This window comes from Flavobacterium sp. DSR3-2 (assembly GCF_049896525.1).
Taxonomy (GTDB): Bacteria; Bacteroidota; Bacteroidia; order Flavobacteriales; family Flavobacteriaceae; genus Flavobacterium.
The window spans coordinates 245,258-268,460 of sequence record NZ_JAFCUM010000001.1; the positions used below are offsets into that span (position 1 = coordinate 245,258).

At 35.4% G+C, this 23,203-nt stretch carries 20 protein-coding genes; 8 read left to right on the plus strand and 12 right to left on the minus strand.

What is annotated here, in order from left to right:
- Positions 1-118: 118 nt before the first annotated feature.
- A complete protein-coding gene (locus ACP7AV_RS01070) occupies positions 119-2,893 on the minus strand; it encodes a 2-oxoglutarate dehydrogenase E1 component (RefSeq protein WP_426090414.1) in 2,775 nt (924 codons plus the stop codon).
- A gap of 119 nt (positions 2,894-3,012) precedes the next feature.
- Here ACP7AV_RS01070 and ACP7AV_RS01075 point away from each other — a divergent pair, with 119 nt between their 5' ends.
- Together ACP7AV_RS01075 and ACP7AV_RS01080 are read left to right on the plus strand one after the other, a co-directional pair.
- Positions 3,013-3,555, plus strand: coding sequence for a hypothetical protein (locus tag ACP7AV_RS01075; RefSeq protein WP_426062671.1), 543 nt, complete (start codon positions 3,013-3,015; stop codon positions 3,553-3,555).
- A 9-nt stretch (positions 3,556-3,564) separates the two neighbouring features.
- A complete protein-coding gene (locus ACP7AV_RS01080) occupies positions 3,565-4,896 on the plus strand; it encodes an alkaline phosphatase D family protein (protein ID WP_426090415.1) in 1,332 nt (443 codons plus the stop codon).
- Here the strand turns inward: ACP7AV_RS01080 and ACP7AV_RS01085 are convergent, their stop codons facing one another.
- The gene (locus ACP7AV_RS01085) at positions 4,897-5,247 is read right to left on the minus strand and encodes a hypothetical protein (protein WP_426090416.1); all 351 of its coding nucleotides are present in this window, start codon (positions 5,245-5,247) and stop codon (positions 4,897-4,899) included. It abuts the gene before it with no gap.
- Between the two features lie 139 nt (positions 5,248-5,386).
- Complete coding sequence (locus ACP7AV_RS01090; RefSeq protein ID WP_426062668.1) at positions 5,387-6,361, minus strand: polyprenyl synthetase family protein; 975 nt, start codon at positions 6,359-6,361, stop codon at positions 5,387-5,389.
- Between the two features lie 212 nt (positions 6,362-6,573).
- Here ACP7AV_RS01090 and ACP7AV_RS01095 point away from each other — a divergent pair, with 212 nt between their 5' ends.
- The 5 genes from ACP7AV_RS01095 (at position 6,574) to ACP7AV_RS01115 (ending at position 13,499) form a co-directional block, all read left to right on the plus strand.
- Entirely contained in the window at positions 6,574-7,095 is a 522-nt protein-coding gene (locus tag ACP7AV_RS01095) for a YceI family protein (RefSeq protein WP_426090417.1), read from the plus strand.
- A gap of 146 nt (positions 7,096-7,241) precedes the next feature.
- Complete coding sequence (locus ACP7AV_RS01100) at positions 7,242-7,838, plus strand: TetR/AcrR family transcriptional regulator (RefSeq protein WP_426090418.1); 597 nt, start codon at positions 7,242-7,244, stop codon at positions 7,836-7,838.
- 2 nt (positions 7,839-7,840) lie between these two features.
- Complete coding sequence (locus ACP7AV_RS01105) at positions 7,841-9,181, plus strand: TolC family protein (protein WP_426090419.1); 1,341 nt, start codon at positions 7,841-7,843, stop codon at positions 9,179-9,181.
- Between the two features lie 5 nt (positions 9,182-9,186).
- Positions 9,187-10,248 (plus strand): efflux RND transporter periplasmic adaptor subunit, encoded by a 1,062-nt coding sequence (locus tag ACP7AV_RS01110; RefSeq protein ID WP_426090420.1) that lies wholly within the window; start codon positions 9,187-9,189, stop codon positions 10,246-10,248.
- Positions 10,249-10,325: 77 nt separating this feature from the next.
- Positions 10,326-13,499, plus strand: a complete 3,174-nt coding sequence (locus tag ACP7AV_RS01115) for an efflux RND transporter permease subunit (RefSeq protein WP_426090421.1) — start codon at positions 10,326-10,328, stop codon at positions 13,497-13,499.
- Positions 13,500-13,590: 91 nt separating this feature from the next.
- On the opposite strand, the gene ACP7AV_RS01120 is transcribed toward ACP7AV_RS01115, so the two are convergent.
- Positions 13,591-13,758 carry a LexA family protein gene (locus ACP7AV_RS01120; RefSeq protein ID WP_426090791.1) on the minus strand — a complete coding sequence of 56 codons (168 nt, stop codon included), beginning with the start codon at positions 13,756-13,758 and terminating at the stop codon, positions 13,591-13,593.
- Positions 13,759-14,197: 439 nt separating this feature from the next.
- Here ACP7AV_RS01120 and ACP7AV_RS01125 point away from each other — a divergent pair, with 439 nt between their 5' ends.
- A complete protein-coding gene (locus ACP7AV_RS01125; RefSeq protein WP_426090422.1) occupies positions 14,198-14,872 on the plus strand; it encodes a hypothetical protein in 675 nt (224 codons plus the stop codon).
- An 81-nt stretch (positions 14,873-14,953) separates the two neighbouring features.
- Here the strand turns inward: ACP7AV_RS01125 and ACP7AV_RS01130 are convergent, their stop codons facing one another.
- From ACP7AV_RS01130 to ACP7AV_RS01165, 8 genes are all read right to left on the minus strand, one after another.
- Complete coding sequence (locus ACP7AV_RS01130) at positions 14,954-15,937, minus strand: Gfo/Idh/MocA family protein (protein WP_426090423.1); 984 nt, start codon at positions 15,935-15,937, stop codon at positions 14,954-14,956.
- Between the two features lie 141 nt (positions 15,938-16,078).
- Positions 16,079-16,795 carry a DsbA family oxidoreductase gene (locus ACP7AV_RS01135; RefSeq protein ID WP_426090424.1) on the minus strand — a complete coding sequence of 239 codons (717 nt, stop codon included), beginning with the start codon at positions 16,793-16,795 and terminating at the stop codon, positions 16,079-16,081.
- Between the two features lie 195 nt (positions 16,796-16,990).
- A complete protein-coding gene (locus ACP7AV_RS01140; protein WP_426090425.1) occupies positions 16,991-18,361 on the minus strand; it encodes an NADH-quinone oxidoreductase subunit N in 1,371 nt (456 codons plus the stop codon).
- A gap of 12 nt (positions 18,362-18,373) precedes the next feature.
- Positions 18,374-19,816, minus strand: a complete 1,443-nt coding sequence (locus ACP7AV_RS01145) for a complex I subunit 4 family protein (RefSeq protein WP_426090426.1) — start codon at positions 19,814-19,816, stop codon at positions 18,374-18,376.
- A gap of 108 nt (positions 19,817-19,924) precedes the next feature.
- Positions 19,925-21,808 (minus strand): NADH-quinone oxidoreductase subunit L, encoded by a 1,884-nt coding sequence (nuoL, locus tag ACP7AV_RS01150; protein WP_426090427.1) that lies wholly within the window; start codon positions 21,806-21,808, stop codon positions 19,925-19,927.
- A gap of 6 nt (positions 21,809-21,814) precedes the next feature.
- Positions 21,815-22,135 (minus strand): NADH-quinone oxidoreductase subunit NuoK, encoded by a 321-nt coding sequence (nuoK, locus tag ACP7AV_RS01155; protein ID WP_066079401.1) that lies wholly within the window; start codon positions 22,133-22,135, stop codon positions 21,815-21,817.
- 1 nt (position 22,136) lies between these two features.
- Positions 22,137-22,649, minus strand: a complete 513-nt coding sequence (locus ACP7AV_RS01160) for an NADH-quinone oxidoreductase subunit J family protein (protein ID WP_426062655.1) — start codon at positions 22,647-22,649, stop codon at positions 22,137-22,139.
- A complete protein-coding gene (locus ACP7AV_RS01165; protein ID WP_426090428.1) occupies positions 22,649-23,194 on the minus strand; it encodes a NuoI/complex I 23 kDa subunit family protein in 546 nt (181 codons plus the stop codon). The genes ACP7AV_RS01160 and ACP7AV_RS01165 overlap by 1 nt, the downstream gene beginning before the upstream one ends.
- Between the last annotated feature and the right edge of the window lie 9 nt (positions 23,195-23,203).

The window sequence follows — 23,203 nt, forward strand, 5'->3', positions numbered from 1 at the left end:
TCCTTTTTATTTTTTTTTAAAAATAAAAAGATTGCAACGTAAAGCAGGTTCCCGGCTCGTAAAAATAATTATTTTAGTGACATTGCTTTGCTACGTCGCTAGCAACGCCTCGCAATGACTATCTAAATAAATTTTTATCAAAAACCATTCGCAAAGCATCGGCCTGACGGCGTTTTGCTCTTGTGTAACTTCCTGCTGCCGGAGCCGCGTATGCTTTTAGTGACGCCAATCTCCATTTTACTAAATCGAAATTCATCAACATAAAGCTGTACGCCCCCATGTTTTTTGGCTCTTCTTGTGCCCAAACATAATCGTCAGCGTTTGGATATTTAGCAATAATCTCTTTTAATTGTTCTACCGGCAATGGGAATAATTGTTCGATTCTAACGACCGCAACATCATTTCTACCAAGATTTTCTCTTTCGGCAGTAATATCATAATAGAATTTACCAGTACAGAAAACTAATGTTTTCACCTCGTCTTTATTCACTGTTTGGTCATCGAATGTTTCCTGGAAAGATCCGTTTGCAAATTCTTCAACGGTAGAAACCACTCTTGAATCACGCAATAAACTCTTTGGTGTAAAAACAATAAGCGGTTTACGGAACGTTGTTTTCATTTGTCTTCTCAACAAGTGAAAGAAATTGGCTGGCGTTGTACAATCCGCAACATACATATTATGTCTGGCGCAAAGTTGCAAATAACGCTCCATTCTTGCCGAAGAATGCTCTGCTCCTTGCCCTTCATAACCGTGAGGCAATAGTAAAACGATTCCGTTCTGGGTATTCCATTTGTCTTCTCCACAAGAGATATATTGGTCAATCATAATTTGAGCTCCATTACTGAAATCTCCAAATTGTGCTTCCCAAATGGTTAATGTATTTGGGTTCGCCAAAGCATATCCGTAATCAAATCCTAAAACTCCGTATTCAGATAACAATGAATTGTAGATATTGAACTTTCCCGTTGTTCCCTCTAAATTACTTAACAAAGTTACTTCTTCTTCTGAATCTTCGACTTTTACAACGGCGTGACGGTGAGAAAATGTCCCACGCTCCACATCTTGTCCGGAAATACGAACATCAAATCCTTCTTTTAAAAGTGAACCATACGCTAAATGTTCGGCCATAGCCCAATCTAGCTTATTCGTTTCGAAAAACATTGTTTTTCTGTCGTTGATCAGTTTTTGTATTTTGCTGATGAATTTTTTGTCTGAAGGTAAGTTACAAATTACGTTTGCTACCTCAGTAAGTCCTGCCACAGGGAAAGTAGTATCTACTTTTTTCAGCATTTCCACATCAGAGACTTGTTCAAAACCTTTCCATTCATTTTTCATAAACGGTGTGATGATAGTTAAATCCTTTTTACGGGATTCTTCTAAGTTTATCTCCAAGTTTGATTTGTATTCTTGCTCCAATCCTTTTACAAAAGTGGAATCAATTACTCCGTCAGCAAGTAATTTCTCCATATAAATGTCTCTTGGATTTTTGTGCTTTGCAATAATTTTATATAATACAGGCTGGGTAAAACGAGGCTCATCACCCTCGTTATGTCCGTATTTTCTATATCCTAATAAATCGATAAACACATCGCGACCAAATTCCATTCTGTAATCCAATGCAAATGACATTGCGTGAACTACGGCTTCCGCATCATCCGCATTTACGTGTAATACCGGCGAAAGCGTGACTTTGGCAACATCCGTGCAATACGTAGAAGAACGCGCATCAAGATAATTAGTTGTAAATCCTACTTGATTGTTGATTACAATATGAATGGTACCTCCGGTTTTATAACCGTCTAATTGTGCCATTTGCACTATTTCATAAAGAATTCCCTGAGCAGCAATCGCGGCATCTCCGTGAACGGCGATTGGCAATACTTTTGAGAAATCGTTAGGAAAATATTTGTCTTGTTTTGCTCTTGTAATTCCTTCAATTACTGCACCTACAGTTTCTAGGTGCGAAGGATTTGGCGCTAAATTGATATTTATTTTTTTACCGGTGCTAGTAACTTTATCAGCGGTAAGTCCTAAATGGTATTTTACGTCTCCGTCAAAATATTCCTGATCGTAATCTTTACCATCAAACTCTCCAAATATGTCTTGGGTTGATTTGCCAAAAATATTGGCCAAAATATTTAGGCGGCCACGATGTGCCATTCCCATTACAAATTGTTCCACTCCTTTTTCTGCTGCTTTTTCTATCAAAGCATCTAAAGCCGGAATGATTGATTCTCCACCTTCTAAAGAAAAACGCTTTTGACCTACATATTTTGTATGCAAAAAGTTTTCAAAAGAAACGGCTTGGTTCAGTTTATTCAGAATCGATTTTTTTTCATCCAAAGAAAATTTAGGCTGATTGTCATTGACACCTAACTTTTTCTGAATCCACTCCACTACTTCCGGTTTACGGATATACATATATTCCACCCCGATGTGCTGGCAGTATATTGTATCAAGATGCGTTATGATTTCCTGAAGCGTGCAAGGCTGAATATTTATCACCTTTGCGGCATCAAAAACGGTGTTCAAATCTGCGGAGGACAGTCCAAAATTTGTGATTTCTAGCGTTGGTGATGATACACGTCTTTCTCGAACCGGATTTGTTTTAGTAAACAAATGACCGCGAGAGCGATATCCATCTATTAATTTCAATACGTTGAATTCTTTTTGAAGCTTTTCAGAGATCAAACTTACATCTGTATTATTAGAGGCAAAATTTGCTATTTGTTCCACAGGGTTTTCCTCATTGTAAGTTGTCATCCCAAAGTCAAAACCTTGAAAAAAACTTCTCCAACTTGGCTCCACGCTGTCTGGATTCTCTAAATATTGATCGTATAACTGTGCGAAAAATTCTGTGTGTGCTGCGTTTAAAAATGAAAACCTATCCATAATATTTAGTGAATATACCTTTTTTGTTAAAATAGTTTGGCAAAAGTACGATAATACAATAAATTTATAATTTAATTTAAGATACTTTTACATTGAATATTGTTAAAAAACTAAAACTTATGACAAAGAATTGCTTTTTGAATATATCCAAATCATTTTTGACACTAATTGCCGTTTTTTTTTCATGCTGCGTGTTTGCACAACAAGATGATTTGCAACCAGAAACAGAAAATCAATTCTGGAGAAATGTACAATTTGGAGGCGGAATTGGTTTAGGATTTGGTTCCGGTTATACTGATATCTCTTTGGCGCCAAGTGCTATTTACAATTTCAATAAATACGTGGCTTTTGGTGTTGGTGCGCAATATAAATACTTAAAGCAAAAGGATTATTACGCTTCACATTTGTATGGGGGAAGTGTAATCGGATTGTTAAATCCAATAAATCAAATCCAACTTTCGGCTGAACTCGAACAATTAAGAGTCAATGTAAATTTGGATGGATCCAATAGCAATTCACAAGATTATTGGAACACCGGATTATTTATTGGTGCCGGTTACCGATCCGGAAATGCGACAATTGGCGCCCGTTATAATGTTTTGAACGATAAAAATAATATTTACGGCAGTGCCTTTATGCCATTCTTCAGAATATATTTTTAATTACCTGCTATGAAAAAAACCTTTCAATTATTCTGTATATTGTTTGTAAGTTACAGTTTTGCTCAAAACAATATATTGCAGTCTGGCCCTATGGTGGGGTATTGCGAAATGACGGAGGCGGTGATTTGGCTTCAAACCAACAAAAAAGCTTCGGTGAAAATAGCTTATTTCGCACTTGACAATCCTAGCAAAATTTTCTATTCCGAGGTCTATTCGTCTTCAAAAGAAGTTGGCTTCACGCATCACATTATTTTAGATCAATTAAGTCCCGGAAAAAAATATAAGTATGAGGTTATCATAAATGACAAAAAAATCATCTTGCCATACGAAACTTCTTTTTCATCAAAAAAATTATGGGAATGGCGCGAAGATGCTCCTGATTTCACAGTAGCAATTGGAAGTTGTTCCTATTTTAACGAAACTCCTTTGGACAGACCGGGAAAAGCCTATGGAAGTGAGTATGGAATTTTTGAAAGTATTGCCAAAAAAAATCCAGAAATTATGATATGGAGTGGCGATAACATTTATCTCAGAGAAGCGGATTGGGATAGTAAAACTGGGATTTATCATCGCTATACTCATTCAAGGTCAATAAAAGAAATACAGCCTTTGCTGGCAAAAACACAGAATTTTGCCATTTGGGACGACCATGATTTTGGTCCGGATGATAGCGATGGCAGTTTTTACAACAAATTTCTGACTCAAAAAGCGTTTAAAGATTTCTGGGCAAATAAAAGTTACGGCATGAATTCAGCGCAAAACGAAGGCATTTATTCGACCTTTAGCTGGGGTGATGCGCAATTCTTTTTATTGGATGACCGGTTTTTCAAAACTCCAAACAACAGAATCACCGGCGAAAGAACGGTTTTAGGAAACACACAATTAGAATGGCTGATAAATGCCTTAAGCTTTTCCAAAGCCAGTTTTAAAATAATTGTGATTGGCGGACAAGTATTAAATTCAGTAGCAGAAAAAGAAAACTACAGCAATTATCCTAAAGAGAAAGAACGATTGTTAAAAGAAATTCTTGATAATAAAATCAAAGGCATTCTGTTTATAAGCGGTGACCGGCATTTCACTGAATTTTCTGAAGTTCCTCGAGACAATACCTATCCGTTGTACGACTGGACTGTTTCGCCGTTAACTTCTGGCGTTGCATCTGAAAATATCTTAAAGGAAAACAACATTTACAGAACAAAAGGCAGCTTGATTGCGCAACATAATTTTGGTACAATTTCATTCTTGGGTTCTAAAGAAAACCGCCAAATGAAATTAACTATTTTTGATACTGCAGGAACTGAATTATGGAATAAAATAATCTTTACAAAAGACTTACAGTAACTAATACTTGTTCCTAAACCACACTTTTTGCCATTCTCTTTTTAGAATTAAAAAAGATACGTGTTCGGCAAGAACTACTAAATCTGATCCGTCCAGTTTTTTTATTTCTTCTTCAGAAACATCAATTATGTAGAGTAAATTAAGGTATTCTGCAAACTTGTATTGAATGAGTCGGTAGATTTTTTCATGGAGCTGCGCCTTTAATTCGTCAGGTGTGCTTTTTAGAGAACAATCAATGGCTTCGTTAGCCAAATTGAAATCCTTATTCATTTGTTCAATTAATTTCAAATATAAGTTTTCGGCTTCTGCTTCAGTAAGCAGTAAATCGGTATTTTTTGGAACTATAAACATATCTTTAAAATTTCAATGGCAATATCAATTGCAATTTTCAATATTGTTATTATGGTACATTTTACTTTTTGTTAATTTGAAATATCAACTTTCAAAGTCAACATTACTATTGATTTTTGAAATTGTTATTGAAATTGAATTACACTTTCCTTCCCATTAAATTTTCACCAAAACCTTTTAGCATTTCTTTTTTATCGGTACCAATATTCATTTTATCTAAAGTATGGAAAGCCTTTAAAGTAAAATCCTGAATCGCATCCTGAGTTGCCTTTGACGCACCCGAACTATTAAAAAGAACTTTCACTCTCTCTATTTTATTGGTATTATCTTCAGGCTGAACTGAAAACAAGCTTCTCAATTCCTGTGCTTCCTCTCTATTTGAAAAAGCAACTGCTTTAAGGTATAAATACGTTTTTTTGTTTTCGATGATATCTCCTCCTACTTGTTTTCCAAAGGTTTCTGGATTCCCAAAAGCATCTAGAAAATCATCTTGTAATTGAAAAGCCAACCCTAAATTGAGTCCGAAATCATAAATCAAATTGGCGTTTTCTTCAGAGGTCTCGGCAATAATTGCCCCCATTTTCATGGCCGCGGCTACTAAAACAGCCGTTTTACATTCAATCATTTTCAAGTATTCCGGAATGGTAACATCATCGCGCTCTTCAAAATCAACATCCAATTGTTGACCTTCACAAACTTCGAGTGCCGTTTTGCTGAAAAGTTTGGCTAAATCTTTAAAAATAATTGGTTCGTATTGTTCAAAATATTGGTATGCTAAAATCAGCATTGCATCACCCGATAAAATCCCAGTATTCAAATTCCATTTTTCATGAACCGTTTCATGTCCTCTTCGCAAGGGCGCATCATCCATAATATCATCATGTACCAGCGAAAAATTATGAAAAACCTCAACAGCCAAAGCCGCTGGTAATGCTTTTTTATAATCCGCATCAAAAACCTCAGCACTCATTAATGTAAGTACCGGACGCATCCTTTTTCCGCCAAGATCTAATATATAATGTATAGGCTCATATAAATTTCTAGGTTCTTTGGTTTCATATTGTGATTGCAAATAATCCGAAAGGAACTCCTGATACTGGTAAATAGAATGCATAAAATAAATTTTTTGGCTAATTTACAGTATTCAATTTGCATTACAAACTCCGTTTCATTATCAAATGTTAAATAAATCAAAATACGTTGGAAACTATTTTGGTATTCAAAGTTTCCATCTTACATTTGCAGTCGAATTTAACCGCTCAAATACTGACAGTATTTTTGAAGCGGTTGTACGAATTGATTAAATTTATAATACACCCGAGAATTATGAAAACCAAATGGACAATTGACTCCAATCAATCTGATGTTCTAATTAAAATGAGACACTCTATAATTGCTTATTTAGCGGGTACCATCAACAAATTTAGCGGGCATATAGAGATCGAAAATAATGAAATTGAAGACGCATCGATTGAGTTTTCTTTGGATGTAAACAACAAAGACATCAAACTGGAACAAATTGACACGCATTTAAAAATGAATGATTTGTTTGATGTCAACGAATATCCAATCATCAGCTTTAAGTCGACTTCTTTTGAAAAAGTAAATAAAAATATCAATTTTTTAAAAGGAAATTTGACTATCAAAAACATTACTAAAGTAGTGGAACTCGATGCGGAATTTATTGGAATCAATGCTTACAATGGGGATCAAAAGGCAGGATTTGAGGTAAGCGGAAAAATTAACCGTAAAGATTTTGGGCTAACCTTTATTTCATTCAATCAAACTAGCGGAATAGCTCTGGGTCAGGACATTAAACTGATTGCCAATTTAGAATTTACCGTTTAAAACTTCAACCGTAGTCGAATGTTAAATAATTACAAAATTAATGGAAACTATTTCAGTGCTAATAGTTTCCTTTGTACATTTGTCCTCCATTTTAAACTTTAATTAATTGATTTATAACAGAATAAAACTATTTCAGATTACAAAAAATGAAAGAAAAAATTATAAATAAAGCAAAAGATATGTTTTTGAAACTGGGTTTTAAGAGCATCACTATGGATGACATTGCTGGTGAAATGTGTATTTCAAAAAAAACAATTTATAAATATTTTGCTAACAAAGAATTGTTGATACAAGAAAGCACACAAGTGCTTCGTAAAGAAGTTCATGAAATTATCACCGACATTATTTCTAGAAACTACAACGCCATCGAGGAAAACTTCCAAATCAGGAAAATGTTTGCCGATATGTTTCAATCAACTGATACTTCTCCGATTTATCAACTAAAGAAACATTATCCGGAAGTTTACGAAACGGTTTTAGAGTATCAAGTTCAAGAATGTGAAAGTTGTTTCAAGCAAAATATCGAAAAAGGAATTGCTCAGGGCTTGTATAGAAAAGACTTAAATATTGAAGCCTACATCAAACTTTATTATGCATTGATTTTTAGCATTAACGAAAACACCCGTTCCGAACGAGAAGCTTTTGCATTAGAAATGGAAGCCCTTGAATACCACACACGAGCAATGGCTACAGAAAAAGGAATTGCCGAATTAGAAAAAAACTTACTTAATCCAATTACTTAATAATGAAAAAAACAGTTCTATTAATAATTTTGACATTTGCGCTTGGTGCCAATGCACAAAATACAAAATCGCTGACGCTGAAAGAAGCTATCAATTACGCTTTAGAGAATAAAGCCGATGCTAAAAAAGCAAAACTGAAAGTGGAGAACAGCGAATACCAAATTCAGGAAATACGCTCCAGAGCTTTACCACAAATTTCAGCCAACGGTAATCTGACTTACAATCCTGTTTTACAGACAACTGTAATCGATGGAGCTAATTTTGGTCAACCAGGAAGTACTATCCAAGCTAATTTTGGTCAAAAATGGATTTCAACTGCTGGTGTTTCTGTGACACAAGCACTTTTCGATCAATCGGTTTTTATTGGTTTGAAAGCAGCAAAATCTACTAGAGAATTTTACCAAATTAATGAACAATTAACCGAAGAACAGGTAATTGAGCGCGTGGCCAATAATTATTATCAGGTGTACGTGCAACGACAAAAACTAACGGTTATTGATAGTACATATAAAAACACTACTAAAGTACGAAACATAATCAAAGGGCAATTCGACAACGGATTAGCTAAAAAAATTGATTTGGATCGAATTTTAGTTAAAATTTCAAACATCAATACGCAACGCCAACAAGTATTGAATGCAGTTCAAATTCAGGAAAACACATTGAAATTCTACATGGGAATGCCAATAGAAACTCAAATCGTGATTCCTAATACGGCATTTGAAGTGAGCTCGCAATCATTGTCAGAAGTTCCAAATACGTCAAACAGAACAGAATATTTGCTTTTGAAAAAACAAGAACAACTGTTGACTTATCAAAAAAAGGCTGTTGAAGCTGGTTATTATCCAACAGTATCATTGAGCGCCGGGTACAATTATATCGGTCAGGGTCCTGTAATACCTATCGGAGGAAAACCGGCTGATGGCGTATATTGGTCAGATTTCTCCTCAATTGGTTTGAATTTAAAAGTGCCTATTTTTACTGGATTTGGCACTCGTGCCAAAGTAAGACAAGCTGATATTGATTTACGATCCATAAAAGAAGATCTAAACGATACAAAATTATCCCTTGACCTGGCTTTCGCCAATGCAAAAACTCAAATTGACAACAGTTTAACGACAATCAACAATCAAAAAGAGAATGCGCAATTAGCCAAAGAAGTTTTAGACAATACCAGAAACAATTACATTCAAGGGTTGGCCTCTTTAACTGATTTATTAGATGCTGAAAACTCATTGACTGAAGCGCAAAACAACTACACATCAGCCATATTAGATTACAAGCTGGCAGAAATACAATTAATCAAATCAAAAGGAGAATTAAAATCACTTATAAATAACTAAAAAAAATGAAAAAAAACATACTAATCGTTGTAGCAATCGTAGCCACTTTAGGCGTTATCGGATATGTATTAATGAATAACAAAAAAGAAAACGAAGCTAAAACTGCTATTGTAGCAGAGAAAAATGCCAGTATTTCTGTTAAAGTTGCCACGGTAAAAACCGAAGAAATTTCGCTTGATTTCTCTGCCAATGGAAATTTCGCGCCATTACAAGAATTAAGTTTTTCTGCTGAGAAATCAGGAAGAGTTGTTCGTGTTTTAGTTGATGAAGGCGACAGAGTACGCATTGGTCAAACTTTAGCAATTGTAAGAAGCGAACAAATTACGGCTGACTTGCAAACAGCACAAGCTTCTTATCAAAATGCTTTGACCGATTACAGTCGTTTTGAAAATGCTTTTAAAACGGGTGGTGTAACGAAACAACAATTAGACCAAGCCAAATTGAATTTAGTAACTTCAAAATCAAGATTGCAACAAGCAAGAGTAAACATTGGTGATACTAATATCAAGGCGACAATAAACGGAATTGTGAACAAAAAATACATTGAACCGGGATCTGTTCTTGGTGCGGGAACTCAATTGTTTGACATCGTAAATGTGTCAAAATTAAAACTGAAAGTTAATGTCAATGAAAATCAAGTTGCAGGTTTAAAAGTAGGAACTACAATTTCTGTGAAAGCGAGCGTCTATCCAGACGCAACATTCTCCGGAAAAATCTCATTCATCGCTCCAAAAGCGGACGCAAGTTTGAACTTTCCTGTAGAAATCGAAATTGCTAATAATGCTTCAAATGATTTGAAAGCCGGAATGTACGGAACCGCTGAATTTACTGCTAATCAAGGAAAACAATCGTTGATGATTGTTCCTAGAAATGCCTTTCTAGGAAGTGTGAGCAGCAATGAAATATTTGTAATTGAAAACGGAACAGCCAAACTGAAAACGGTTACGGCCGGAAGAATTCTTGGTGATAAGGTAGAAATTTTAAACGGTCTTTCAGAAGGCGAAACTGTAATTGTCACAGGTCAAATCAACCTTCAAGACGGATCTAAAGTGGATATTATAAAATAAGTCTCAAAGTCGAAAGCCTCAAAGTACTAAAGAAACCGCTTCAAGCATAAAGCTACAAGATATAAAAATTTAAATATATGAAATTAGCAGAAATATCCATAAAACGTCCTTCATTAGTCATCGTACTATTTACGATACTAACTTTAGGAGGACTGTTCAGTTACAGCCAATTGGGCTATGAATTAATTCCAAAATTCGAAACCAATGTAATAACTGTTGCCACTATTTATCCTGGAGCGTCTCCAAGTGAGATAGAAAACACGGTAACAAAAAAAATTGAAGATGCCGTCGCTTCATTAGAAAACATCAAAAAATTAGATTCTAAATCATACGAAAGTTTGTCTACGGTTTCTATCACTTTGAATTCCGGTGCCAATGTTGACATTTCAATGAATGATGCGCAACGAAAAATAAACTCCATCATCAGCGAATTGCCAGACGATGCTGAAGCGCCTTCTTTGACTAAATTCTCCCTAAGCGATTTACCGATTATGACTATTGGTGCCAACGGAAAAATGGATGAAGCTGCTTTTTATGATTTAATAGATAAGAAAATAGCTCCTATACTTTCTCGTGTAGCCGGTGTGGCGCAAGTAAATATCATTGGTGGACAGGAAAGAGAAATTCAAGTCAATCTTGATGCGGTAAAAATGCAAGGGTACGGACTTTCTATTCCGCAGGTACAACAAAATATTTTAACTTCCAATCTTGACTTTCCAACAGGAAATATTCAAACAAGAGAACAAAAAATCTTAATTCGTTTAGCTGGAAAATACAAAAATGTAGAAGAGCTAAAAAACTTGGTTGTATCCTCAAAAAACGGAGTTCAAGTTCGTTTAGGCGATATTGCTGATGTTCAGGATACGCAAAAAATCACTGAAAAAATAGCCCGTGTCGATCAAAAAAGTGCAATTATTTTACAAATTGTAAAACAATCTGATGCGAATGCAGTTGCCGTAAGTGAGGAATTATTAAAAGCAATTACTGCTCTTGAAAACGATTATAAAACCTCTCAACTTAAACTGGAAGTTGCAAAAGACAGTACGGTTTTCACACTGGAAGCAGCTAACTCGGTAGTACACGATTTGCTGATAGCAGTATTCTTGGTGGCTTTTGTAATGTTGTTTTTCTTACACAGTATTAGAAACTCGTTGATTGTAATGGTTTCTATACCTGCTTCATTGATTGCAACTTTTATTGGAATATACTTATTGGGTTACACGCTGAATTTAATGAGCTTACTGGGATTATCACTTGTTGTTGGTATTCTTGTAGATGACGCAATTGTGGTTTTGGAAAACATTTACCGCCACATGGAAATGGGAAAAAGCCGAATTCGAGCTTCCTATGACGGAACTGCAGAAATTGGCGGAACAGTAACCTCCATCACGCTAGTAATCGTTGTTGTCTTTTTACCAATTGCAATGAGCTCCGGTTTAGTTTCTAATATTATTACACAATTTTGCGTGACTGTAATTATATCAACGTTGTTCTCTTTGTTGGCTTCCTTTACCATTATTCCTTGGTTGTCATCCCGTTACGGAAAATTAGAACATATTGAGGGTACAAATGTTTTTGGAAGAGTTATTCTTGGATTTGAAAGTTACTTAACCCGATTTATCAACTGGATTTCTGGTTTATTGACTTGGTGTCTGGACCATTACAAAACTACTCTGGCAATTGTTCTGTTCATTTTCTTTAGTTCTATCGCGCTTGTGCCGGCAGGATTTATTGGTGGAGAATTTTTTGCCGCATCAGATAGTGGTGAGTTTTTGGTTCAAATTGAAATGCCAAAAGACGCTTCATTGGAACAAACGAATTTCATGACTCAAAAAGCAGAAGCTTTCTTGGATAAAGAAGAATATGTGAAAAGTCAAATTACAACCGTAGGTCAAACTAGTGAAGGTTTAGGAGCATCGCAAGCTACCGCATACAAATCAGAGGTTGACGTAAAAATGATCGAGCAAAAAGATCGCTCTGATGAAGCCTCAGTATATGCTGCGAAAATAAAACGTAAACTGGAAAAAGTATTGGTTGGTGCAAAAGTTAAAACCGTCCCTGTAGGTCTTTTGGGAACCGCCGAAGATGCAACATTAGGACTAATCGTTACGGGTTCATCTCTTGAAAGTGCCATGGCTTTCGCCAAAAAAGCCGAAGCTGAATTGTATAAAATTCCTGGTGCTACAGAAATTAGATTATCTGTAGAAGATGGAAACCCAGAAATCAATGTGCAAGTTGACAGAGATAAAATGGCGGCTTTGGGATTGAGTCTACAAACCGTAGGTATGACCATGCAAACGGCATACAGCGGGAATACTGATGGGAAATTCAGAGCTGGTGAATACGAATACGACATTAACATCAAGTACAATGCTTTTGACAGAAAGAGTATTAATGATGTGAGCAACTTGATTTTCATTAATGAAAGAGGCGAACAAATCAAACTGTCCCAGTTTGCTATTGTAAAAGAAGGTTCTGGACCGAGTCAGTTAGAGCGTCGAGATAAAACGGCGTCTGTAACTGTAAAAGGACAAAACGTAGGAGTCCCGGCAGGAACAATTGTTGCGCAATGGCAAGAAAAAATAGACCAAATCAAGAAACCAACTGGTGTAAACTACATTTGGGGTGGAGATCAGGAAAATCAATCCGAAGGTTTTGGAACATTAGGAATTGCTTTACTGGCCGCTATTATCTTGGTTTATCTTGTAATGGTTGGATTGTACGACAGTTTTGTTCACCCGTTTGTGGTATTGTTTGCTATTCCGCTTTCGTTTATTGGCGCTCTATTAGCTTTGGCATTGACCAATAATACGTTGAATATCTTTACAATTCTAGGTCTGATTATGTTAATTGGTTTAGTGTGTAAAAATGCGATTATGCTGGTGGATTACACCAATCAGCGAAGAGCAGCGGGCGAAACTATAAGAACCGCATTAATCCAGGCGAATCATGCGCGTCTTCGTCCAATTTTGATGACCACTATCGCGATGGTATTTGGTATGGTGCCAATTGCACTTGCAAGTGGAGCCGGTGCCGAATGGAAAAATGGATTGGCGTGGGTAATTATCGGAGGATTGATTTCTTCCCTATTTTTAACCTTGATTATTGTTCCGGTAATTTATGAAATTATGGAGAAATTAATTGCTAAATTCAGTAAGGGAGAAAAAGTCGATTACGAAGCTGAAATGGTTGCTGATTATGACCACGTCGAGTTAAGCGAAGATGGTTTTAATCCAAAACATACCGTATAAACAGTAATTTTTTAAGATAAAAGAAAGGCTCCCAATAGTATTGGAAGCCTTTCTTTTTTTAAAGATATTTATTTCGAAACAAAAGATTTAACTATAACTTCTTAATCACATCTGTCCCACTTCCCCAAATGATCCATTGGTTTTCTTTAGTGACTTTTATCGGAGCAAAAATTGGGTTTTTAGGCATGAAATACAAACTATCTTTCTCGACTTGCAAGCGTTTCACCGCAAATTCACTATCATTAAAGCAAATGACAATTTTATTATTTGCGGTTTTAAACTTCTATCCCACACTCGAACATCTTTTTAATTATTTCCCACATCAATTATGGACTTGCCTTTAACTTTGATTTAAAAGGTGGACAGTGGATTTTCAATAAGTTCCTTATTCCCATAAATGATTGCGCGTTTATTAGCATTATAAAAATGCTAAAAGCACAAGAAAAAGTATCTAGCAAATCTGGAATTATTGTAAAAACTCCTAATTAAAGCTTTTTTATAAAAATATTTTTTATTTTTTTTAAATAGCAAATAATTGATAATACGCTAATTATGAATTTACAATCCATTCTTTATTTAAAATCACCAAACTACCCTGCTACTCTTTGGCATGCTACTTGAATATCTCTTACCAAATAAGTTCAAAAAAGCGAAAGCCGAAAAGCTAAAGAGTAGGCAAAATTCAAAATAGCTGTATCATGAAAAAAATTACCTTTTTAGTTGCTAGTATCTTCGTATTTGGAGGTAATGTAGCAACAGCCACAGAAAAAATCGATTTTTTTGTAGAAAGAAGATCACTTGTAGATTTTAGAGATGCCGACCCGATTGTGTTCACAGAAAGAGGAATTGAGTTCTTCGTGTTTCCTGACGGACAATTTGATTTTAATACACGTCCTTCAAATAGCTCAAATGACGGTATATATTATAAAATGGGTAAAAAAAATGGTTTCAATACAACGTACGGTGCACCCTCAAATAGTAGAAACGGAAATTATGGTGTAAAAGTAGAACAAGACAATTCGGGCAGAATAAGACGTATTGGAAACGTGTTTATTAATTATGACTCGAATGATAGAGTAAAACGAGTAGGTTCCGTTTACATGACATACAACCGTTATGCGTTGGAACGAGTAGGTGGCTTACAAATTATTTACAACCGTCGTGGTCAAATTGTTGATATCGTTGGAGCTGTAAAAGGCGGCAGAGGATATCAATATGCCCAAAACAACAATGACGAAAACGATTATGATTATGATCATAACCAAAACTCCAATGATCAAGAGCACTACTATTATAAAAACAATGGTACGAAAGTCAAAGTTGAAGACACTAAAGTATCCAATAATACTGCAATTGTAATAAACAGAAGATGATTGTTTGGTTTTGATGATTGGTTTGAAAAATCCCGTTGGTATTCGTATCAGCGGGTTTTTTGTTTGAGCAATTGAGAACTACTAAAGATTCCCAATAATCTTGTCCATAACCCAGCTTGTATGCGATCCTGTTAAACCTGTGGAAGGATGCTTACTATTCCCCAAAAGGTCTTCTCGCATTTGCTTTACATGGTACAACTGAATATTCTCAGGATGTTCAATAAATAATTCCGTTTGCTGCAGTTCGTTAGAAAGCATTATCGGTTCATTTTCAAATACAGAAAACGTTATTTTTCCTTTGCTTCCATAAATCTCCACTTTATCTTCCCGTTCATAGCAACCAAAATTCCAACTTCCAGAACCCGTAATTCCAGAATCATGAACCCAGCACGCAGTCGCAGCATCTTTAGCAGAATACAATCCCTGCTGATTGAGACTAATCCCTGAAACCTCTTTTATATTTCCTAAAAAATGAATAAACAAATCCAGCCCATGACTCGCTAAATCATCAAAATAACCGCCTGTAGCAATAGCGGCATCGGTTCGCCAATTATAATCTCCGGATACATCTGTAGAATTTGCGGATTTACTCAAGTGCCATCTTATATGTCTGATTTCACCAATGCTTTTGGCATTAAGCCACGTTTTAATTTGCTGAAAACGAGGTAGCGTACGCCTATAATACGCTACAAACAAAGGAATGTTTTTGTCTGCAAAAGCATTATAAATTGCAAGACTTTCTTGGTAATTTGGAGCTAAAGGTTTTTCGATACAACAAATTTTACCGGCTGCAGCCACCTTGAGTCCGTACAACTTATGGACATCAGGAGGTGTGGCAATGTAAATTGCATCAATTTCAGGATCATTAATTAGATCATCGGCATTGCTATAAAACTTACTTATTCCGTGTCTTGTAGCGTAATCTGCGGCCTTAACCGCATCTCTTCGCATTACTGCTACTACCTTAAAGCCATCCGTTTTCTGGTAGGCGGGACCACTTTTCAGTTCGGTGACATCTCCACAGCCCAATATTCCCCAACGAATTACTTTTGTACGTTCACTCATAATAAATAATTTTTCACTACTTCTGACGATTGTGCGCTACTGCAAATGTTTCGTAATATAATTAAACTATAAAGAAATTAAGTTGGATAAAGCATGAGAACTAAAAGTACCTTTCTTTCTTTATGGCTTAAAATGCTATTTTTAATCACATCCATCGATTCCACAGCTGTCTCCATCAGTAGCATTCAACAAAGTAACCTTAGAATCAAATTTACCTTCTTCCCATACTTTTTCAAGTGTTTTCACAAATGTTTCCACATGTTGCGCACCTGAAACTGCATATTTATTATCGAAAACAAAAAAGGGAACTCCTTGAACACCTATAGATCGCGCTTCTTCAATATCCTGTTGCACTTCATTTGCGTAAGCATCAGAATTTAGCACTTCCTCAATAGCTTCTGCATTCAGCCCTGCTTCCAGTCCTAACGTTTTCAAAGTATTTAAATCATTAACGTTCTTTCCATCGGTCAAATACGCTTTGAACAGTATTTCTTCTAAATTATCCGCCAGATTGTGTTTTTTAGCTAAATGCAAAAGTCGGTGTGCATTCAAAGAATTTGCTAAAATAGATTTTTCAAAATGAAAATCCAATCCTGAATTTTTAGCATTTTCGGTCATACTATCCAGCATATTTTGAGCCCAATCACTATCCTTTCTATATTTTTCTGCTAAATGCTCTACCATATTGTCCTCAGGAGACGCTATAAAACCAGCGTCTAACTGAAAACTTTTCCATTCAATTTCAACAGCATCTTTATGTTCAAAAAGCGCTAATGCTCCTTCTATTCTCCTTTTTCCTATATAACAATACGGACACATAATATCCGACCAAATTTGTATTTTTAATGAATTTCCCATGATCTTAAATTTAGTAAATGATTAAATATTTGTATATACAAATTTACTCAATTCAATTTTAAAATTTTTGGGTTTTAGCATAAAATTATAGATACTTGAATAGTAAATATTTATTTGAATCACCAACGCGCTTTTAAACCAAAAAAACCATCAAAATTACTTCTGATGGTTTTCTTAATATTTTTAAGCTTCGGTTTATGCTAATAAATCCAACACTAAAGAAGGGAATAAACCTAATGCGATATTCAACACAATCGCAATAACAGCAACGGCATAAATAATAACTGGCGTTCCTTTTCGTTCTTCGTTTGGTTCTTTGGTGTACATCGCCATAATCAATTTGAAGTAGTATCCAACGCTGATAATGGAATTCACCACTGCCACTATTACTAAAGCTAAATAACCCGCTTGAATCGTTTGATTGAATAAAACCAACTTAGCAAAGAATCCGGCAAAAATCGGAATACCAGCCATAGAAAGTAAAGCCGCTGTAAGAATTGCTGCTAACAATGGATTGGTTTTTCCTAAACCGTGGAAATTCACAATATCTTCGTTATCTCTATTTTTACAAACGTACAAAATCACACTAAAAGCAGCGATTCCAGATAAAGAATACGCGGAAGCATAATACAACAAACTTCCTGCGGACGTAGATAAACTTAATAAAGTCATCAACATAAAACCGGCGTGGGAAACCCCTGAAAAAGCTAACATACGTTTTACATTTGTTTGTCTCAAGGCCATTATGTTACCAACAGTCATGGACGCCATAGAAATCACGACTACGATAATTTTGAATGACTCAGAAATATCCGCATTCATTACTGATAATAATTTGTACAAAGTCGCCATCGCAACTACTTTAGCCAAAGTACTCATCAAAGCCGTTGTCAACGCTGGCGAACCTTCGTAGACGTCCGGTGCCCAGAAATGAAATGGAACTGCCGCCACTTTAAACAACATCCCTATTGTTACCAATACAATCCCTATTGGGAACCAAATTGGCAATTCAGCTGATTGTGATAATTCGCTGATTTCAGTAACGTCAAAACTTCCCATGGCTCCGTAAATTAAACAAATACCAAAAAGAATAATTCCTGATGCAAAAGATCCCATTAAGAAATACTTCATTCCCGCTTCGTTACTTTTTAAATTCATACGATCACTTGCCGCTAGGATATAAAGCGCAATCGATAATACTTCTATTCCTAAAAAGAACATCGCTAAGTTTCCAAAAGAAACCATTGCCACCGCTCCTGCCAATAAAAATATTTTTATGGCAATAAAATCTGAGATTTTAGATTGGTGGCTTTCGTAAAAATTATGACCTAAAGCCACCAAGAAAATGGTAAGCACAATAAACAATGATGAAAAAGTACTTGAAAATTTACTCACAACAATCATGTTGTTGTAGTAGCTTTCAGTTGAATTAAATTCAGATATGGTTAAACCCAACACTCCTACTAATCCAATGATCGTTAAAGGCACAATGGCTTTCCTTAAATTAAATATTTCAAATAAAAGGCATAAAACACCTAATCCTATTATAGCTATTAATGTATTCATTTTTTTATTTGACTAGTTAATTCTATTAATTTGTGTTAAAATTTCTTCCAGACTTGGGGTAATCAAATCGGTAATTGGCTTTGGATACATCCCAAAAAAGAATAAAACACCAATTATTAGTACCAAAGTTATTCCTTCGCTGACAGTTACATCAGCAAAAGGCTTTGTATTTGTTTCTCCCAACATCGCATGTTGAAACATTTTCAACATATAATACGCTCCTAAAATTATGGTTGTTCCTCCTAAAATAGCAAACCAAATATTAATTTGCAAAAGACTGTATAAAACGGTGAATTCACCAATAAAGTTAAAGGTAGTTGGCAAGGCAACCGATGCCAAAACCAAAATTAAAAACATCGAAGTAAATTTTGGTGCTTGAGAACGAATACCACCCATTTCAGCAATGGCTCTGGTTTCATATCTTCTAAAAATAATTTCGGCAACGTAAAACAACCCAACAACTACAAATCCGTGTGCGATCATCTGTAAAACCGCGCCGCGCAAACCGTCTAATGTCAATGTGTACGTTCCGGCTGCAATTAAGCCTACGTGTGCCAAAGAAGAGTACGCTAATAGTTTCTTTAAGTCTTTTTGTTTCAACGCTACTATAGAACCATAGATCACACCTGCAATTCCAAGTCCGATGAAAATATACATGTACTCCTTAGCTGCCAATGGCGCTAATGGCAATTGCCAACGAATAACACTGTACAATCCCATTTTTAGCATGATACCAGACAACATCATCGTACCAGCGGTTGGGGCTTTTTGGTACACATTTGCTTGCCACGTATGGAACGGAATTAAAGGAATTTTAATCGCATATGCCAAGAAGAAAGCCAGGAATATCCATAATTGCTCGGTTGCTGATAAGTTCAATTTGTATAAATCTTCTAATAAAAGACTACCCGCTTTTTGGTACATGTAAACAAAAGCCACCAACATAAATAATGAACCTGCCAATGTGAAGATAAAGAATTTAACTACTGCTTTTTTGCGTTCTTCTGTATCTCCATTACCCCAAATTAAAGCTATGAAGTAAATTGGAATAAGAGATAATTCCCAAAAAACGTAATACAGCAAACCATCTGAAGCAAGGAATGTTCCTGCCATCGCAAACGACATAAACAAGATTAACGCATAAAATGATTTTGAATTTTTATATTGATTGCCAAAAGAAGAAAATATAATTAATGGAGTCAAAACTGTGGTCAATAAAAGCATCGCCATTGATAATCCGTCTGCTTTAAGAGCAAAAGAAATATTTGGTTGCGTGATCCACTGATTGATGAAACTGATATTTTCACCTAAATTATAGTGATTTAATAATACAAAAGAAGCGCCTGCAGCAGCTAACCCAAAGAACAAGGCAACTTTTGAAGCCAATTTATCGCCTGCAAGAAACGTTGCAAACGCACCAACCAAAAGTATAATTAATATTAGAGATACATTCATTTGTAATTTTTTATTGTTTTTTAAAGGTCAAATGTAAGAGACTTTTAAAAGATAATTTATTTTAAAATTGAAATTTTGGTTTTAAAAAATCTATTTTATGTTATATGATTATTGAGCTAAAAATAAATAAGAAACGATGGCACAAAGCCCTAATACGAAAACAAAAAGATAAAGACCAATGCTTCCATTTTGTATTTTCTTCCCTTGGTAACCTATTTCGTTCGTAACTTTTCCTAATCCAAAAACCAAAGCTGACAAACCTGCTTCTACAGTGTCTCTGAAAAAACGAGACAAGAAATTAATTGGTTTTACAAAAATAGCATTATAAAATTCATCAACATAATATTTATTGTAAAGCACTTTAGAAAACCCTGTAATGGCCGCGTCTTCTGTGGGAACTGTATTTTGTTTGATGTATTTGGCGTAAGCAATACCAATGCCTATTAATCCGCCAACAACAGCAATAGCCATCAAAACATATTCAGTAGTTCCTAAATGGTGTTCTGCGATTGCTAATTTTGGTAAAACAGGAGTCAAATAGCCATTCAACCAACTGTTTCCAGGCAAACTAATCAAACCACCAATAGTGGCCAATATTGCTAAAACAATCAAAGGAATAGTAATCAAAGAAGGACTTTCGTGCAAATGGTGTTTTTGTTCTGCGGTTCCTCTAAATTCTTGGAAGAACGTTAAGAACATTAAACGGAACATATAAAAAGCGGTCATGATAGAGGCAACCGAAGCCACAATCCATAACGGAATGTTAGTATGGAAAGCCACTAATAAAATTTCGTCTTTCGAGAAAAAACCGGAGAACAATGGAACTCCTGAAATTGCTAAAGAAGCAATCAACATCGTTGCAAACGTAATTGGCATCGCTTTTTTCAAGCCACCCATTTTACGCATATCTTGTTCTCCATGCAAAGCGTGAATCACAGAACCCGAACCTAAGAACAAACAAGCTTTGAAGAAAGCATGCGTAATTACATGGAAAACGGCCACTTCGTAAGCACCTAAGCCTAAAGCTAAGAACATTAATCCCAATTGAGAAACGGTAGAATAAGCTAATACTTTTTTGATATCATTTTGAACCAAACCAATGGTGGCAGCAACTAAAGCGGTAACGGCTCCAACTATAGCAATTATTGATTGGACATCTGGAGTCAAATCAAACAAGAAATTTAATCTGGTAATCATAAAAATCCCTGCAGTTACCATCGTAGCCGCGTGAATCAATGCTGAAACCGGTGTTGGACCTGCCATTGCATCCGGCAACCAAGTATACAAAGGAATTTGTGCCGATTTACCACAAGCTCCAATGAATAAAGCGAAACCAGCAATAGAAAGCCAATACATATCAAGATTCGTTGCAGTGACAATAGCCGTTTTTAAAGTAGCATAATCTAAAGTTGAGAATAAATTACCAAGAATAAAAATCCCAATTAACAAACCTAAATCACCAATACGGTTCATGATGAAAGCTTTCTTGGCAGCATCATTGTACTCTTGGTTTTTATGCCAAAAACCAATTAATAGATACGAACAAAGACCTACGCCTTCCCAACCGATGAACATCACTAATAAATTACTTCCTATTACTAAGGTTATCATGAAGAATATAAACAGATTCAAATAGGCAAAAAACTTGTGCATATTTTCGTCATCGTGCATATAACTAATCGAATATAAATGAATCAAAGAACCAATTCCGGTTACGAAAAGCAACCACAAAATTGACAATTGGTCCAATTGAAATCCAAAATCAACTTTGAAATTGCTGATTTGGATCCAGTCAAAAAGTGAAATACGAATTCCTTCTGATTGAGCAGCTATTCCCCCAAAGAAATAAACAGTTGCGACAAAAGAAACCAAAACTGAAAGTGTTCCGATTATTCCAGAAAGTGATTTTCCAAGGCTTTTACCAAAGAAAACATTGATTAAAAATCCTAAAAAAGGAGCAAGAACTAAAACTAAAGCTATATTGGTATTCATTTCCATTTATCCTTTTAAGTTTTTTAAATTATCGATAGTGATTGACCCTAAATTTCTAAAAATAGAAACTAGAATTGCCAATCCTACCGCAACTTCTGCTGCAGCAACGGCCATGGAGAAAAACACAAAAACTTGTCCCTGCGCATCTTGATGATAGGTCGAAAATGCTACAAACAATAAGTTTACTGCGTTAAGCATAATTTCAATCGACATAAATACGATTATAGCATTTCGTCTGTACAACACCCCAAAAACGCCAATACAAAAAAGTATTACGCTTAGGAATATATAGTTTTCAATACCGATGTGGTTTAAAATATTGTTCATCTTATTTTTGCAATTTTTCTTTTTTAGACAATAATACCGTTCCAATCATAGCAACCAAAAGTAATATAGAAGCAAATTCAAACGGAACCATATATTCATTAAGCAGTATTTTACCCAATACTTTTATCGATTGATAATCCTCACCGGTGGTTACATATTCTCCTACAATAGGTTTTGAGTTGATGAAAATGGCAATCAAAACCAGACAAATCAAGCAAAAAGAAACAATAGCTCCTAATCGCGTAATTCTAGGTCGGTGCACTTCTCTTTCCTCATTTAAATTCATTAACATGATGGTGAATAAAAACAAGATCATAATCGCTCCTGAGTAGACAATAACGTGAACTATCGCCAAGAATTGAGCGTTCAACAATAAATAATGACCCGCAATCGAAAAGAAACAAATCACTAAATAAATAGCACTGTGAATCGGATTTTTGCTAAAAATTGTCAAAAATGCCGTTGCTAAAGTGATAGCAGCCAACACACAAAATATAATAAGTACTGTAGACATTAGTTAGCGTTTTTAAGTTGAGCATTTTTCATTGCGATATCTAATGGCATGACCAATTTGTCTTTTCCAAAAATAAAATCTTCTCTTTCATAACTGGATGGAACCAATACTTTAGAAGTCGTCAGGTAAATAGCGTCTTTCGGACAAGCCTCTTCACACAAACCACAGAAAATACAACGCAACATATTAATCTCATATATCGACGCATATTTTTCTTCTCGATACAAATGTTTTTCGTCGGCTCTACGCTCTTCCGCTTTCATCGTGATAGCTTCAGCAGGGCAGGACAACGCACACAAGCCACAAGCCGTACAGTTTTCACGACCTAATTCATCCCTTTTCAATTGGTGTTGACCTCGATAAACAGGACTCATTTCACGTACTTGCTCCGGATATTGAATCGTTACCTTTCTGGTGAACAAATGCTGAATCGTAATTATCAAACCTTTGACAATCGCAACAAGATACATTCTTTCCCAAAAAGTCATCTCCTTATTAGAGACTAGCTTTTTTCTTCCCGATAAGGATATACTTTCTATTGACATTTTTTATTT

Bases quoted from the DNA above. Each gene is read 5' to 3' on its own strand.
- ACP7AV_RS01105 (WP_426090419.1), top strand. From the start codon at position 7,841: ATGAAAAAAACAGTTCTATTAATAATTTTGACATTTGCGCTTGGTGCC.
- ACP7AV_RS01130 (WP_426090423.1), bottom strand. From the start codon at position 15,937: ATGAGTGAACGTACAAAAGTAATTCGTTGGGGAATATTGGGCTGTGGA.
- ACP7AV_RS01115 (WP_426090421.1), top strand. From the start codon at position 10,326: ATGAAATTAGCAGAAATATCCATAAAACGTCCTTCATTAGTCATCGTA.
- ACP7AV_RS01070 (WP_426090414.1), bottom strand. From the start codon at position 2,893: ATGGATAGGTTTTCATTTTTAAACGCAGCACACACAGAATTTTTCGCA.
- ACP7AV_RS01135 (WP_426090424.1), bottom strand. From the start codon at position 16,795: ATGGGAAATTCATTAAAAATACAAATTTGGTCGGATATTATGTGTCCG.
- nuoL (WP_426090427.1), bottom strand. From the start codon at position 21,808: ATGAATACCAATATAGCTTTAGTTTTAGTTCTTGCTCCTTTTTTAGGA.
- ACP7AV_RS01085 (WP_426090416.1), bottom strand. From the start codon at position 5,247: ATGTTTATAGTTCCAAAAAATACCGATTTACTGCTTACTGAAGCAGAA.
- ACP7AV_RS01145 (WP_426090426.1), bottom strand. From the start codon at position 19,816: ATGAATGTATCTCTAATATTAATTATACTTTTGGTTGGTGCGTTTGCA.
- ACP7AV_RS01075 (WP_426062671.1), top strand. From the start codon at position 3,013: ATGACAAAGAATTGCTTTTTGAATATATCCAAATCATTTTTGACACTA.
- ACP7AV_RS01125 (WP_426090422.1), top strand. From the start codon at position 14,198: ATGAAAAAAATTACCTTTTTAGTTGCTAGTATCTTCGTATTTGGAGGT.
- ACP7AV_RS01160 (WP_426062655.1), bottom strand. From the start codon at position 22,649: ATGTCTACAGTACTTATTATATTTTGTGTGTTGGCTGCTATCACTTTA.
- ACP7AV_RS01100 (WP_426090418.1), top strand. From the start codon at position 7,242: ATGAAAGAAAAAATTATAAATAAAGCAAAAGATATGTTTTTGAAACTG.
- ACP7AV_RS01095 (WP_426090417.1), top strand. From the start codon at position 6,574: ATGAAAACCAAATGGACAATTGACTCCAATCAATCTGATGTTCTAATT.
- ACP7AV_RS01140 (WP_426090425.1), bottom strand. From the start codon at position 18,361: ATGAATACATTAATAGCTATAATAGGATTAGGTGTTTTATGCCTTTTA.
- nuoK (WP_066079401.1), bottom strand. From the start codon at position 22,135: ATGAACAATATTTTAAACCACATCGGTATTGAAAACTATATATTCCTA.
- ACP7AV_RS01090 (WP_426062668.1), bottom strand. From the start codon at position 6,361: ATGCATTCTATTTACCAGTATCAGGAGTTCCTTTCGGATTATTTGCAA.
- ACP7AV_RS01165 (WP_426090428.1), bottom strand. From the start codon at position 23,194: ATGTCAATAGAAAGTATATCCTTATCGGGAAGAAAAAAGCTAGTCTCT.
- ACP7AV_RS01110 (WP_426090420.1), top strand. From the start codon at position 9,187: ATGAAAAAAAACATACTAATCGTTGTAGCAATCGTAGCCACTTTAGGC.
- ACP7AV_RS01080 (WP_426090415.1), top strand. From the start codon at position 3,565: ATGAAAAAAACCTTTCAATTATTCTGTATATTGTTTGTAAGTTACAGT.